The 15167-nt window shown below is 26.0% G+C and carries 15 protein-coding genes; 11 read left to right on the top strand and 4 right to left on the bottom strand.

Annotation, left to right across the window (positions count from 1 at the left end):
* Positions 1–24: 24 nt before the first annotated feature.
* The gene (locus ACA135_RS04415) at positions 25–789 is read left to right on the top strand and encodes an EFR1 family ferrodoxin (RefSeq protein ID WP_409197559.1); all 765 of its coding nucleotides are present in this window, start codon (positions 25–27) and stop codon (positions 787–789) included.
* A 21-nt stretch (positions 790–810) separates the two neighbouring features.
* A complete protein-coding gene (locus ACA135_RS04410; RefSeq protein ID WP_409197558.1) occupies positions 811–1572 on the top strand; it encodes an EFR1 family ferrodoxin in 762 nt (253 codons plus the stop codon).
* 66 nt (positions 1573–1638) lie between these two features.
* Here ACA135_RS04410 and ACA135_RS04405 read toward each other — a convergent pair whose 3' ends face one another.
* Together ACA135_RS04405 and ACA135_RS04400 are read right to left on the bottom strand one after the other, a co-directional pair.
* A complete protein-coding gene (locus ACA135_RS04405; RefSeq protein WP_409197557.1) occupies positions 1639–2394 on the bottom strand; it encodes an exodeoxyribonuclease III in 756 nt (251 codons plus the stop codon).
* A 107-nt stretch (positions 2395–2501) separates the two neighbouring features.
* On the bottom strand, positions 2502–3089 hold the full coding sequence (locus ACA135_RS04400) for an ArsR family transcriptional regulator (RefSeq protein ID WP_409197556.1): 588 nt from the start codon (positions 3087–3089) through the stop codon (positions 2502–2504).
* Positions 3090–3570: 481 nt separating this feature from the next.
* Here ACA135_RS04400 and ACA135_RS04395 point away from each other — a divergent pair, with 481 nt between their 5' ends.
* From ACA135_RS04395 to ACA135_RS04380, 4 genes are all read left to right on the top strand, one after another.
* On the top strand, positions 3571–4254 hold the full coding sequence (locus tag ACA135_RS04395; protein ID WP_409197555.1) for a DUF169 domain-containing protein: 684 nt from the start codon (positions 3571–3573) through the stop codon (positions 4252–4254).
* 25 nt (positions 4255–4279) lie between these two features.
* Positions 4280–5623, top strand: a complete 1344-nt coding sequence (glnA, locus tag ACA135_RS04390; protein WP_409197554.1) for a type I glutamate--ammonia ligase — start codon at positions 4280–4282, stop codon at positions 5621–5623.
* A 219-nt stretch (positions 5624–5842) separates the two neighbouring features.
* Positions 5843–6646: a DUF4013 domain-containing protein gene (locus ACA135_RS04385; RefSeq protein ID WP_409199086.1), complete on the top strand. Its 804-nt coding sequence runs from the start codon at positions 5843–5845 to the stop codon at positions 6644–6646.
* 32 nt (positions 6647–6678) lie between these two features.
* A complete protein-coding gene (locus ACA135_RS04380; RefSeq protein WP_409197553.1) occupies positions 6679–8058 on the top strand; it encodes a DUF4013 domain-containing protein in 1380 nt (459 codons plus the stop codon).
* Between the two features lie 29 nt (positions 8059–8087).
* Here the strand turns inward: ACA135_RS04380 and ACA135_RS04375 are convergent, their stop codons facing one another.
* The gene (locus tag ACA135_RS04375; protein WP_409197552.1) at positions 8088–8636 is read right to left on the bottom strand and encodes a MarR family winged helix-turn-helix transcriptional regulator; all 549 of its coding nucleotides are present in this window, start codon (positions 8634–8636) and stop codon (positions 8088–8090) included.
* A gap of 287 nt (positions 8637–8923) precedes the next feature.
* Here ACA135_RS04375 and ACA135_RS04370 point away from each other — a divergent pair, with 287 nt between their 5' ends.
* The 5 genes from ACA135_RS04370 (at position 8924) to ACA135_RS04350 (ending at position 14537) form a co-directional block, all read left to right on the top strand.
* On the top strand, positions 8924–10216 hold the full coding sequence (locus ACA135_RS04370) for a Mur ligase family protein (RefSeq protein WP_409197551.1): 1293 nt from the start codon (positions 8924–8926) through the stop codon (positions 10214–10216).
* A gap of 28 nt (positions 10217–10244) precedes the next feature.
* Positions 10245–11504: a hypothetical protein gene (locus ACA135_RS04365; RefSeq protein WP_409197550.1), complete on the top strand. Its 1260-nt coding sequence runs from the start codon at positions 10245–10247 to the stop codon at positions 11502–11504.
* Between the two features lie 48 nt (positions 11505–11552).
* Complete coding sequence (locus ACA135_RS04360) at positions 11553–12230, top strand: NTP transferase domain-containing protein (protein ID WP_409197549.1); 678 nt, start codon at positions 11553–11555, stop codon at positions 12228–12230.
* Positions 12231–12366: 136 nt separating this feature from the next.
* The gene (locus ACA135_RS04355; RefSeq protein ID WP_409197548.1) at positions 12367–13455 is read left to right on the top strand and encodes a Coenzyme F420 hydrogenase/dehydrogenase, beta subunit C-terminal domain; all 1089 of its coding nucleotides are present in this window, start codon (positions 12367–12369) and stop codon (positions 13453–13455) included.
* Positions 13456–13499: 44 nt separating this feature from the next.
* Positions 13500–14537 carry a M42 family metallopeptidase gene (locus ACA135_RS04350; protein ID WP_409197547.1) on the top strand — a complete coding sequence of 346 codons (1038 nt, stop codon included), beginning with the start codon at positions 13500–13502 and terminating at the stop codon, positions 14535–14537.
* Positions 14538–14721: 184 nt separating this feature from the next.
* Here the strand turns inward: ACA135_RS04350 and ACA135_RS04345 are convergent, their stop codons facing one another.
* The gene (locus tag ACA135_RS04345; RefSeq protein WP_409197546.1) at positions 14722–14970 is read right to left on the bottom strand and encodes a hypothetical protein; all 249 of its coding nucleotides are present in this window, start codon (positions 14968–14970) and stop codon (positions 14722–14724) included.
* Positions 14971–15167: the final 197 nt, after the last annotated feature.

The raw sequence follows: 15167 nt of genomic DNA, 5'->3' as shown, positions 1-15167 counted from the left end.
GAATAAAAGAGCTTATAGTATACTATGAAAATTTTATATTTTAGTGGGACTGGAAATAGTTTATATGTAAGTAAAAAAATTGGGGGAGAACTATTAAGCATTCCACAATTAATTAAAAATAATCAATATAAAATTGTGGATGACCTGGTTGGTATTATTTGTCCGGTTTATTGTATGACAATGCCTAACCTTGTAAAAGAATATTTAACACAAGTTGAAATTAATTGTGATTATTTATTTGTAATAATGACTTATGGATCCTCACATTTTAACTCTTTATCTGATGTTACACAAGTATTAAATAAAAAAGGATTAAGAATTAATTATTCTAATTATGTTTTAATGGTGGATAATTTTATACCTTCATATGATATTAAAGAGCAAAAAGAGTTGCATGATAATAAATCAATAGCTTTAGAAGTCAATAAGATTAAAGAAGATATATTTCTTAGAAAAAATTATCAACCTTCTATTAATAAAGTTAGAGATAAAGTCATGGAATTGGTTTATAAGATAATTTATAAAGTATTTTTACGATTTGCAGTTAATTTATATTTTGATTATGAATCATGTAATCAATGTAAAGTATGTTATAATATTTGTCCTAAAGGTAATATTGAATTAAAGGATAATATTCCATTTTTCAATGATAATTGTGCTTATTGTTTAGCTTGTATTCAAAATTGTCCAAAAGGTGCTATTCATGATAAACGAGAAAAAAATTCAGAACATTTTAGAAATCCTAATGTTAAACTTTCAGAATTAATTCAGAGCAATAACCAAAATTAATATAATAGGAGATTTTTTTCAATGAAAACTTTATATTTTACTGGAACAGGGAATAGTTTATATTTAGCAAAGCAAATTGGTGGAGAATTGTTTAGTATTCCCCAATTAATAAAAGATAAAACTTATAATATTGAAGATGATGTAGTTGGGTTTGTAGTACCATGTTACTATTATACCTTACCTCGTTTAGTGGAAAAATATATTCGACAAGCTAATATAAAAGCAGATTATGTATTTTTAATATTAAATAATGGTGGTGGAGGTATTGTGGCTGCAATGACAATTATTGAAAATTTGTTTAAAGAAAAAGGGTTCACTCATTATTATTTAAATAAGATTGTTATGGTTGATAATTTTCTCCCATGCTATGATATGATTTATGAAAAAAAAGTAAAAAACAATCAACTTTTAGAACCTGAAATCACGAAGATTAAAGAGGATATTCATAATAAACTAGAATTCAATATAGATGAACCTATTAAAGATTATCATAACCTTCCAGAATATAATTTAAATGAATTACACATGGATCAAATTGATGAAGATTATACTATTGACTTAGATTCATGTAATGGTTGTGGAATTTGTGTTAAGGTTTGCCCTGTTGGAAATATAAAATTAGAAAATACTATTCCAAATTTTTTTCACTACTGTGAATGGTGTATGTCTTGTATTCATAATTGTCCTAAAAGAGCTATTCATATTAAAAATGAAATAAATGATGAAAGATTCATTAATTCTGATATAAGTTTAAATGAGATTATTAGAAGTAATGAACAATAAATAATTAAAAAAGAGAGATTTAGGGATATTTTTTTTAAAATTTTCCCATTAATAAAAAAATTTTTTTTATAAATCTAATTCTAAAACTATAGGGGAATTTTTAGTTGAAGTGATATTAGTTAAAATTTCACTTTTATCCACTTTTTCTTTTAAAGATTTACTTACATATGCGTAATCAAATCTACTACCATTATTTTCTTCTCGTGCTTTATCTGATTTCCAATTTGTATATACTGTTTTTTCAGGGTTAGAGTTACGGTAAGTGTCGATGTAATTGTAGGATTCTAATTTATTGAAAAATTCACGTTCTTCATCTGTAAATCCTGGTTTTTTATTGGTATTAGCTGTGTCTATTTCATTATGTGCCATATTGAAATCGCCAATAATGATTACATTTTCATTTTCTAATTTTTTTGCAAGTGTTAAGATCTCTTTAAAGAATGATACTTTTTCATCCATTTTGTCTTTGTTTCCAGCACCTGTTGGTCCGTATACTTGGATGATAGTAAAATTTGGATATTTAATGTTTGCAAATCTTCCTTTTGTAACATCTTTAGGTTTGTTAATGAATTTTTTAATAGTTTTAGGTTGAGATTTACTGAAAATAGCTAAACCGGCAGATCTGTTAGTTTCTCCAGGTATGCAGTTAATAGTATATTCATTATTTTCTGTTAATTTTTTATTTAATTGATTGTATTGTGCTCTTGTTTCTTGGAATAAGATTATGTCAGGTTCTTCTGCATATATTGGTTCTAATTCTCCGTTTTTGAATCGTGTTCGTAATCCATTTGTGTTCCATGAAATGATTTTAGTTTTTACCATTCTTATCTACCTAAATTATATTATAAATAACATATTATTTTATATTTATATTTTAATACTTATACTAGTTAAGTTACTTAAGTATATTAAATGTTTTCATTATTTTTTTACAATATTGCTAATTTACCTGCTGTTGTAATTTTTAATTTATTTTTTTGAATTAAGTTTAAATTTCTTAATTCTCTTATATGGTGGTATATCATTCCTTCAGATAAATTTAATTCATTTGAAAGTGTTTGTAATGTTTTATTTTCATTTGTTAACTGTTCAAGTATCTTTATTTTATTTTTGGTTAAATGATATCTTAATACGGGTAAATCAACTATTCCGCCTTTTCTATTTATTGCTACAATTCTTTTAACAATTTTAAATCTTGAATATGCACCATAGGATAAGCAGAAACTATATTCACTGTGTTCGGTTATGTGCATTATTACCTCCTTGCCTAAGGAGTGTTCTTTATCAACTATTTCTGTGATGGTTTTACTATTTTCAATAATATCATTTTTGTCAATAAATGTTTTTTTGATTTGTATTTGTCTTCCGAAGGTATTTGCAATAAAATTGGATGTTTCCTTTACTTTTTCATCATTTTTATGGGGTGTGATGAAAATCACTGTTTTAGGTTGAACTCCTTTAAGGAGAGTTTCTATCTGTTTTATGTCTGTTTCTACAGTTATTATCGTGAATTCCATTTTTATTCAGCCTCTTTTGTTTTTATTTATATCCTCTTTGTACTGTTTTTAATTTTATATTAATTATTATATTTTTTAATGTTTATATATTTTTTTTCTTTTTATTATTATGATTTTATGAATATTATTATAAAATTTTAATCAATTCGTGTATTTTTGAACTTTTATATTTTTTTAAATTTGATATTTTTTTCATAATTTTTTAGCTTTTTTAGAATAAAATATTTAAAAAAAATTTTTTAATACTTAATAATAATTTTTAATGGAATGTGTTTTCCACCACTATTAACTAATTAAATTAAAATTTTATAAAAATTATTAATATAAAATCTTTAATTGTTATAATATTGTTTGTTAAAATGAACATTTATTAATGATTTTTTTATTTACTCTTATAAACAATAAATATTAAATACTTCTTAAAATATATAAATAAAACAATTTAAAGTATAAAAAAACTAGATTCAGGAGACAATCACATATGGTGGAATATGATAAAAAAGAAAATACAAAAATAGCACAAAATTTTAAAAATATTTTAAATTTAGATTCAGAACCAGTTGCAATAAAATTTGTATTAAAACCTGAAGAAGTTCCAAATGATATTGAAAAAATTGAAGAACCTCTCCGTCACTGTGAAATGGTTAAATTAGCTTCTAAAGGAAAAACTTTCTATGCAAGTAAAGATGAAGAAAAATGTAAAGGAGGATCAGCTGCATTAGGTTTAGAAGATTTACCTCCAAAAATTGCAAGTGGAGAATTTTATGTAAATCTTGGAGGATTTAAAGACACTGAATCTGCTAAAGCCACATTAAATGCTTTACCAACAATGAAAGTTAGAAATTATGGTTTGTTATATGCGCCTTTAGAAACAGCAACATTTGCACCTGATGTTGTAGTGATCTTTGCAAAACCAGTTCAAGCAATGAAAATATCCCAAGCAATTATATATGAATTAGATGATCGTGTTAAAGCAGACTTTGCAGGAATCCAAAGTATATGTGCAGATGCAGTTTCAAAACCAGCATCTACAGGAAATGCAAATATAACACTTGGATGTAATGGAAGTAGAAAATATGCAAAATTAGCGGATGATGAAGTAACTGTTGGTTTAAGCACTAAAAATATTGAAAAAATTACAGAAGCATTAATAAAATTAAATTAAAAAAAAATATAATGAAGGATTTATAATGACTGAAAAAATAGATGAAATGATAGAACGTATGCAGAATGATTATATCAAATTTGTACGCTTACAATTTGTAGATATCCATGGGGTGCCAAAAAGTATAGCTTTACCATCTAAACCTGAAGAAATGGAATCATTATTCTATGATGGTTTATTATTTGATGGATCTAGTATAGAGGGATTTGCTGATATATCTAGTAGTGATTTATTATTAAAACCTGATATAAATACTTATAGTCCACTCAGTTGGAGACCTGAAGAATCTGCTACATGTAGATTTATTTGTGATATTTGCACCTCTGATGGTGATCCTTATCCTGGGGATCCTAGAAGTTTACTTAAAAATGCTTTAGATGATTTAGCTAAAAAAGGATATACTTATAATATTGGTCCTGAACCAGAATTTTATATTCTTGATGAAGATAATTTAGGTTATCCTATTCCTTCAGATAATGCAAGTAATTTTGATGTTGATCCTGCAGATAAAGGTGTTGATTTCCGTCGTGAATTGTCTTTAAATCTTGAAGAATTAAATTTTAAAATTGAAGCAAATCATCATGAAGTCGGTCCAGGTCAAAATGAAATTTCATTCAAATTTGATGATGCTTTAATAACAGCTGATGCAGTAATAACTTATAAACAAGCTATAAAAGCAATAGTTAATAATATTGCAGAATTTAATAATCAAAAATATAGTGTAACATTCATGCCAAAACCTTTCAATGGAGTAGAAGGCTCTGGTATGCATTGTCATCAAAGTTTATTTAAAAATGGTAAAAATGTTTTTGCTGATCCTGATGCTGAATATGGTTTAAGTGACATAGGATTATACTTTATTGGAGGATTATTAAAACATGCGTTCCCTCTTACTGCTATTACTAACCCTACAGTTAACAGTTATAAACGTCTTGTTCCAGGTTATGAAGCTCCAGTACATATTAGTTATGGATTAAAGAATAGATCTGCTTTAATTCGTGTTCCTGCAGCATTTGGGGAATCTACACGTATTGAATATCGTTCACCTGATCCAACTTGTAACCCTTATCTTGCATTCACTGCTATGTTAGCTGCAGGTATGGATGGAATTAAAAATAAGATAGAACCTGGAGAACCAGTTAATTATAATCTTTTTGAATTATCTGAAGAAGAATTAGAATCTAATGGTATTAATCCTTTACCTGCTAGTTTATGGGAAGCTTATCATAGTCTTGAAAATTCAGAATTGTTAATGAATGCTCTTGGTCCTCAAATTGGTAATAAATTTTTAGATGCTAAATATGCTGAGTGGGATGATTATCGGGTTCAAGTATTCAATTATGAGCAAAGAAAATATTTAGATATTTAAACAGTTTTACAATTAATAAAAGGATTAAATTTTATCCTTTTTTCTAGACTTTTTAAAGCTATTTTTTTGATTAATTTTTATTATTTTTTATATTAAAGCTATTTTTTTGATTTGTAATCTTTTTAGGTATCTAATTTCATTATTAGTAAAGTTTATATACTTATTTTAATCAAATATTAATTATACAATTAAGATTATCTAATAGATTAAGATTATTTGGTGATAAAAATAAATAAATCTTTTAATATTATTAAAGATGCATTAACTTATCCATTATTTAATTGGAAAAAGATGTTAGTTTTAAGTGTTTTGAATTTAGTAATAACATTAATAGCTATATCTCCAGAGTTAAATGGTAATGGTAATTTAATATTAAGTCTTATAACATTGATTGTGGGTTTTATTTTATCTTTTTTGATTGTAGGGTTTCATGTTAATATGATAGCTCATACAGTTCATGGATATGATAAAGCACCTAATTTTAATTGTGTTAAAGATTTTCAAAATGGTGTTGGATTTGTATTATTAAGCTTTTTGTATTGCTTAATTCCTATTGTAATCATAGTCATTGTTGCATTTGTTACAGGATTATTGGATCATATTTTACAAATAGGTTCTTTTATAATGAAGAATACTATTGTATTAGTTAATACAAGCCTTTTACCTGATGAATTAATTGCTAATACAATTTCCAGGTTAGGAATAACTGCACTTGTAAGTTTTATTGTTATTTTGTTTACTCTTTCATTATTTTATATTGGATTAGCTAGATTTGCAAGTATGGATAATATTATTAAAGGAGTTGATTTAGGTACTATTATTAACACAATTGATGGAATTGGAATAAAATTATATTTAATATGGTTTATTATGGTTTTAATAATTTTATTACTATTAATTTTTATAAACTTTTTTTTGTTCCGATTTTCATTTTTAGGGGGATTAATTGCTATTTTATTAATAGTTCCTTATATGGTAATGTTTTTATCTAGATCTATTGGATTAATTTATATGGAAGCTTAATTTAAAATTAAATTTTATTGGACGTGGATATTATGGGAGTTTTAGATATACTGGTGGATAGTTTGGATTATCCATTAAGAGATTGGAAAAAGTATTTAATTTTAGGTATTTTTTTATTTATTATGCGTTATGTTGAAACATTTGCAAGTATTAGACCTATTAGTCTTTTAGTAATGTTTATTGTTTTAATTTTGGAAATTGTTATTTTTGGTTATATTTGTAGTGTGATTGCTTCTGCTATCAGACATAAAAAAGATATTCCTAGTTTTTCTTTTGTGGAAAATATTGTTGATGGTTTGAAATACTTTGTTCTTGGAATTGTTTATACAATTATCCCATTTGTTCTCTTCTATATAATGTTAATTTCTTCTGGTAGTAATAGTGCTATAATTCAATTACTTCAAGCTTCAAATCCTTACTTTACAGTATTAGGTTTCCCTACAGGGGATTTATTTAGTGGATTTATTAATGGTATTACTCAATCATCTTACACTATGACATTTATTATCCTATTCGTTTTAGGTTTAATTTTCTCATTTTTCTTTGTAATGAGCTTATCTAGAATGGTAGATACTGAAAGTTTTAAAGAAGCTTTTAATTTCCGAGCTGTCCTAGAAACTATGAAAACTATAGGTTGGAGTACTTATATTACTTGGTTCATTGTTATATCTTTATATTTAATAATATTAGCTTGTATACGTATTCTTTTAGGTCTTATTCCTTATGTTGGCTTACTGGTTGCATGTTTAGTTATTTTCCCTTACACAATTTTATTTGCTAGTCGAGCTATTGGCTTAGTTTATAAACAAACTAAATACGTAGGAGCTTTAAGTAGTGATATTGATCCCAATGATGAGTTAAATCAAATGTCTATACTAAAGGAAAAAGAAGAGTTACGTCAAAAAAATCTTAAAAAAAGCGCAGAAAAACAAGATAATGCGATTAAACAAACTCAAAGTTTAAGAAAACAGGGTATTAATAATTATTCAAAAGAAAAAAATGAAGATGTTCAAAAACCTGTAGGTAAAGTTATTCATCCAAAACCTAAAGGAGAAGTTGTCTACCCAAAATCTAAGGGTACTATTATTAGTTCTGATTTTGAAACTGATGATGTTTCTGAGGAGAATATTAAACCTGAGGGTAAAGTTCTTATAAATCCTATTGACGGATCTGAACTTCGAATTAAAGAACCAATTAAAGGTTCTATTGGTCCTGTTAAAGATGATGTAAAAATTGATGAATCTTCTATTAAAAAAGAATTTATCACTGTAGATGATAAAGAATTATCATCTAAAAAAGCTAAAGAAGATGCTTTTAAAGAAATTCAAAATTTAATTTCTGATGATGATTCTAATCCTGAAGATATAATAGCTAAACTTCAAAAAAATGAGGAAGATAAAAAGAAGGATTAAAAATTTTTCAGTAATATTCTCTTCCTTTTTTAATTTTTAATTATTTTATATTCTTGTCCAAATATTTTTTCTACTGGTTTTTTTAAGATTTTTTCAGTTTTTACTTTTGGTTTATTAATTTGCTTTGTTTTATTTTCATTAAATTTTTTCAATAAAGTATTTAATTGTTCTTCTTCATTTAAGGTTAAAATATTTTTTAATTTAGTTGTCCAATTATTTTCATGCTTAATTAAACTATTTAAAGTTTCTTCTGATTTTTTGGTTAATATTAAATCTTTTTTTCTATGATTCTCTAGATTAGGTATACGGTTTATGTATTGGTTTTTTTCTAATTTTCTTATAGATCTAGTAATGCTTGATTCGTTTATATCATAAATTTCAGATAAATCTTTTTGATTAACTTTAGGATTGTTTTTAATTGCAAGTAACAATTTTAATTGTTCGTAACTAATTTCATATTTATCTATTTCTTCTTTTAGGTAGTGTTGGTGTTCTTCTTGGATTTCTTTAATTAAAAATATAGTGTCATTCATCTTAAAAGTGTTTTTAAATATTTCTTTTTCTTTTTTAGTTTTCATATTTTTTTACTACCTTAAATTTTTTTTACTTTGATATTTAAATCCTAAATAAGATTTAGAAAATTATTTTCAATATTTATAGAGATTAAATTTATATATTTTAATTTATATAACTATGTAGTGATATTTAATATTCTATTTAATTTTAAATTAATTTAAATTAATATTTAATTTAATAAAGTTATTAATAATTTAAACATTTGATTAAAATAAAATTTTTTTTTAGAATAATGAATACCATAATATTAGAAATTAAAGATTATAAAATTATTATTAAAGGGATTAATTTGAGAGCAGCAGTAATCGGTTTAGGAGTAGAAGGAAAAAAAGCCTTTGAGTCATTATTACGTAATAATTGGGATGTTTATGCATCTGATTTATCAACAAAGTTAAATTTAGAAAACATGAACTTACCTGTTGCGGATATTAACCTATTATCTAAAGAAAAACGTTTAAGTTTTATAATAGAAAATGCTATGATAGATTTAGGATTTACTAATCCCGAAGAAATAGATAACTGTGATGCTGTAGCAATTAGTCCAAGCATGTTCGGTACAGAACTAGCAAACAAATATCAAAAACAAGGAAAACTCCTATGTGATGTATTGACTAAACATAGAGAAATATTCACTATAGGAATAACTGGAACAAATGGCAAAACCACAACTGTAACTATGATACATAAAATTCTAGAAAAAGCAGGATATAATGTATTAATAGGTGGAAATGGTGGTGGAGGATTTGAAGGTTACTATGATTTAATTCTTGAAGCAGAAAAAGGAGATTATGATGTAATGTTAATAGAAGTATGTGACATGACATTAAATTTTTGTAATTACTGTTTTGACTTTGATATTGTTGGTTTAACAAATATTGGTAATGACCATATGAATGTGCATAAAAGTATTGAAAATTATAAAAATACTGTTAAAAATTTCTTTAAAGGAAAAGAAGTATTTATAAGTAAATATCAGGATTTTAAAGATGAATTAGAATCTTCAGCTCGTGAAACTAACTATTTTAAAGAAACTGAATATCCTTTACAATTATTCGGTAACTTCAATAAATTAGATGCTGGATTAGCTTCAGCAATATCTAAAAAATTAGGAATAGATGAACCAATCATAAAAGATACTTTAGAAAACTTTCAACCTGTGGAAGGAAGATTAAAAGTATTACATTTAAATGATTGTGATATTTTTATTGGTAAATCTGATAATAGTAGTGCAATACATAGTATATTAGAAGAAAAAGATTTTCATGCTATATTTATTGGAACACCAAGAGTTAATGAAGAGGATCGTTTAGATATATTAAATGAAGTAGTTAATCATAATCCTGAAGTCATAGTATTATTCCCTGGATTAGAAGATACAATCGATTATGCTAAAATGAGATTACAATCTTTAAATTATAATGGGCGAATTGAAATCGCAAATAATTTAGATGAAATTGTAGCATTTGTAGCAGAATTTAGTTTTGAAGATGCTATCTTTATTGGTGGAAATGGTCAAGATGCAATAATACAAATACAAATACGTTTAGAAGAAATAATTGAATCAATAAATAAATCATTTTAATTTAAAATAATTATTAAATAATAAGGAAGTGAATAAAATTAGTTTAAAAGGACTATGGAAAAAGAATGCGTTTAAGATATGTTTAGGACTTTTACTTATCTGTCTAATATTAACACCATTTAGTTTTGCCCATACAAACTCTTTAAGCACAGGTGATGTTAGTAATTTACTAAAAGTTGAAAATGGATCCACTGTTTATAGTGGAGATGCAATAATTGATGAAAATAATATAAATAGATACCCTGTAGCTATTAATATCCAATATTTAGTTGATAGAATTGTTAATTTAGATTTATTGGGAGCGGCTTATTCCTTTGCTTCAGGAACTGTACCAATGCCTACAGAAGATGTAGTTAAAGGTAATGTTACTGATACTGGTAGTGTATCAAATTTTGATGGTCCAGGTTATGTTGCTATTGAAAATAATTCTATTGTTGTTCATTCTCCTGATGATTTTGTATGGGGATATAATGAACCTTATACTCAAGCTGTAAAAACTGATGATGGTGTAGATATTGTTAATAATTTAACTGGTGAAACAGTTAAGCATGTTAATGAAAATGATATGAGTAATGATACTTTACCTCATGATTTCAGTAGTGTTGATCAAATTAAATCTTGGTATAGTTATGCTCAAGTTGGAGCTAAATATAATCTTGAATATGGTATTGGGGATTTAAGTGATGGAAGAGCTTTCATGACTCCTGAAGAAGTTAAAAAAATACCTGCAGCATATAATTATTCAAATGTTCATGGTGGTGGAGATACTGTAATGATTTATACTACTCCGAATAGTACTTATCATGAAGTAACTAATTCTTACACTTATCTTGGTAGTCACCCACAATATAATGATGCTAATCGTGCATTAAATGCTAAACAGTTTGTTAAAGCTTGGAATAATACTATAATTCCGGCTAATTCACAAGGTTCTGGTCGTTCTGATGTTAGTTTTAGTTCAGTAGTTGAACCTGATGCTGAATCTGGTACAGCTACACATGGAGTATGTCCTCCAGCTAGAACATTACGTTCTACTGTTATGTCAATTGGGGCTCCGTTACCTGTAGGTATGGCTTCTGATGAAGATGCTGTATTATTCGGTTATAATCCAGCAACAGGTATTAAAGTTACAAATCCTTTAGATTATCCAATTAAAATTACAATGTGGACTGAAGGGGATGGAACAGATATGAAAATTTGTTGTTCCGCTCAAGAACTCATTCCAAACAATGTAACTGTTAATGATACTAATTCAACTAGTATTGCTGTGGAAACCTCTGGAGATTAAGTTAAAAAATTATTTAAATAAAATTTTAATTATAGGATTTTAATAGTTATGGTAAATGTTTCAGTTATTGTTACTGCTGCTGGTAAAAATTCTCGTATGAGAGCAGACCAGTTATTATCTAATGTTCCTTTAAAAAATAAGTTAACACTTCCTCTAAAAAAACATGATGGAACATTAACAAATGTAATAAGTGAAACATTAAACCATACATTATCCTGTAAAGTAGACCAAATAATTCTAGTACTTGGTTATTATAATGAAGAAATACTAAAATCAATTAATGATATTGCTGATGATAGATTAAAAATCATAGAAAACAAACCACGAGATGTAGGTTTATCAGTATCATTACTTAATGGTCTAAAAAATACTAATTCTGAAATTGTTTTATGTACAACAGGTGACCAACCTACAGTTACAACAAAAACATATAACAACATTATAAATCATATTCTTCAATCTAAAGACCCTAAACATACTATTTCTATATTAAGACGTAGGGAAAAAGGTAAATTAAATTCACCTGAAGGATTAGGAATGCCATTTGCAGCAAATAGGTTAGAATTAATTAAATACTTAAAAACAGAAAATGATAACCTAAACCCAATATTGCGTAAAATATTTGCAGATGGGTATGAATTTTATGGCATAGAAGAAGATAATCCTTTAGAACTGATAAATATAAACCATTTAAAAGAATATAAAACTGTCTATGACAATTATTAAAATCTTCATAAACTTTATTATATAAAAAATTTAATATAATATTATAATGAATCTTTTTTTATAAAATGGTTAAAAAATAAAATATTTATCAAAAAAATTTAAAAAAATTAAAAATAATTTAGAGGTGACAATTACTATGCCTGAAGAAAAAATAGCAATGGTTGGAACACCATGTCAAGCAATAGCTGCAACAAAAATAAACAAATACTCTGATAAAACTGGTGGATCACCAATCACTGTAAAAATAGGTTTATTTTGTACAGAAAACTTTTCATATGCTTACTTAAAAGAATTCTTAGCAGAAAATAATATAGATATGAATGAAGTAAAAGAATTCCGTATTGATAAAGGTCAATTTAAAGCAAAACTCATATATGGTGATGAATTTTCTACACCAATCATAAAAACAAGACCATTTACTCGAAAAAATTGTAATATTTGCACAGATTTCACAGCAAACAATTCAGATATAAGTGTAGGTTCAGTAGGCTCTGAAGAAGGATGGAGTACTGTTATTGTTCGAAATGAAACTGGTAAAAAAATCATAGATGATTGTATTGAAAATGGTTACCTTAAATCTAAACCATTATCAGAAAAAGGATTAAAACTATTAACACGATTATCTAATAAAAAAATTAAAGATAATTCAAAGATTGTTGAAGAACGTGAAAGTGTCGGTCGCCAAGTTTTAAGTCAACGAGTAATTGATGATGAAGAATTTGAAAAAGAAGCTGATTTATGTCAATTCAATAATTTAGAAGCTGATGTTATAAGTGTTGGTGGATGTGTACTTTGTGGTGCATGTGAATATGTTTGTCCTGAAGACATTGTAGAAATTAATGATAGAAAACCACAAAAATATGGTAAATGTCGTGAAGATTGTCATGCATGTTATTATGCCTGCCCTAGAACCTACTTAAGTGATACTGTAGTTCCATTAGATATGGATGAAAAACCATTAGGTAATTATATAGATATAATGAGTGTTACTGCAGAAGCTATTGAAGGTCAAGATGGGGGAGCAGTTACAAGTATTCTAGTTTATTTATTAGAGAATAAATTAGTAGATGAAGTTTTCCTTGTAGGTCAAGATGAAGATCAAGCATGGAAACCTAAAAGTTTTGTTACAGGCCGTATTCAAGATGTTGTAGCTGCAAGTGGTACTAAATATTCAACAGTACCTGTAGGTTTTAAAGCTTTAAAAAATAGAAAACTTAATAAATAAATATTTTATAATATTATAAGAAAGAATTTTAGGAGGATATTATTTTGAAATCTAATATTGATTTAGTTAAAGAATTAAGTACAACTCCAGGTATTTCTGGTTTTGAAACTAATATAGAAAATATCATTAGACGTGAATTAAAAGGTTCCGTTGATAAAATCGAAACCGATGATATGGGGAATGTTATTTGCACTAAAAAAGGTAAAAAAAGTGCTCCTACTGTAATGTTAGCATCTCATATGGATGAAATTGGTTTAATGGTTAAATTTATTGATGATGATGGTTTTATCCGTTTTGCTACTATAGGTGGAATTAATGATCAAATGTTAATGAATCAAACTGTAACTATTCATTCTGATGATGGTGAACATTTAGGTGTTATCGGTTCTAAACCTCCTCATGTTACTAAACCTTCTGAACGTAACAAAGTAGTTAAATATGATGATATGTTTATTGATATTGGAGCTAAAGATAAAAAAGAAGCTTTAAAAATGGTTTCAATAGGTGATCCTATAACATTTAATAGTTGGTTTGAAGAATTCCCTAATAATTGTGTTATGGGTAAAGCTTTAGATAATCGTTTAGGATGCTATGTAATGATGGAAGTTCTTAAACGTGTTGATACTAAAGCAACAGTTTATGGTGTAGGAACCGTTCAAGAAGAAGTTGGTTTAAAAGGAGCTAAAGTTGCAGCTTTTAAATTAAATCCAGATTATGCATTTGCACTTGATACTACTTTATCTGGAGATCATCCAGGTATTAAACCAGAAGAAGCTCCTTGTAAAATGGGTAAAGGTCCTGCAATTGTTCTAATTGATGCTTCAGGTAGAGGAATTATGACACCTAAAGTTATTCGTGACATGCTTATTGGTGCAGGGGACAAAGAAGGTATTGATTATCAATTAGAAGTTAGTGATGGTGGAACTACTGATGGTACAGCTATTCATTTAGCTCGTGAAGGAATTCCAACTGGTGTTTTAAGTGTACCAACACGTTATATTCATACTCCAGTTAGTGTAGCTAGCATGGATGATGTTGAAAAAACAATTGAACTTATTGTAGCTGCATTAAATAATTTATAGAATAAAATTTTTATTTTATTCTATTAAACTTTTTTTTAAAAAATTTTTAAAATTAGATTTAAATTAATATTATTTTTTAAGATTAAATTTTTAGTTTTTAAGAAAAGAAAAGGATAATATTTTTTAAAGATTCTAATTAAAATCTTCATTTCATTATATATAATTTGAAAAAATAGAAAATTAGTTATTCTTTAAATTTAAAATTAAAATAGAATTTACCTGAAGTATTTTTTATTCCTTGAAATTCAGCATTTAATGTTTTTTCAATGAATCTTAAATCATCAATACTTGGTTGCACATCGTTTAAATTAATTTCATCACTATATAAATTGATGAATTTATTATTTTTTATTATCTCAAATTCTAAATTATCTATGTTTAAATTATCCTTAAAATATTCTTTAATACTATTTTTTTCTGCATCATTTATCATAGATATTTAATACTTCCTTTTTGAATTAGTTCGTTAGTTATAGTTTATTGTAATTATTATGTAAAACTTTTTATTTAAATCTTTACATTAAATTTTATTGTTTATTTAATTTTCTGTTGTTAAATTAAATTATTATAGTGAAAATTTTGTAAAAACATTTAAATCATTTATAAAAACTTTCTAATTTAATTATAATA

The organism is Methanobrevibacter acididurans (assembly GCF_046197875.1).
Classification (GTDB): Archaea; Methanobacteriota; Methanobacteria; order Methanobacteriales; family Methanobacteriaceae; genus Methanobrevibacter_A; species Methanobrevibacter_A acididurans.
Note: the sequence above shows the minus strand (reverse complement) of the source record. Positions and strands in the feature narration are given on the sequence as shown.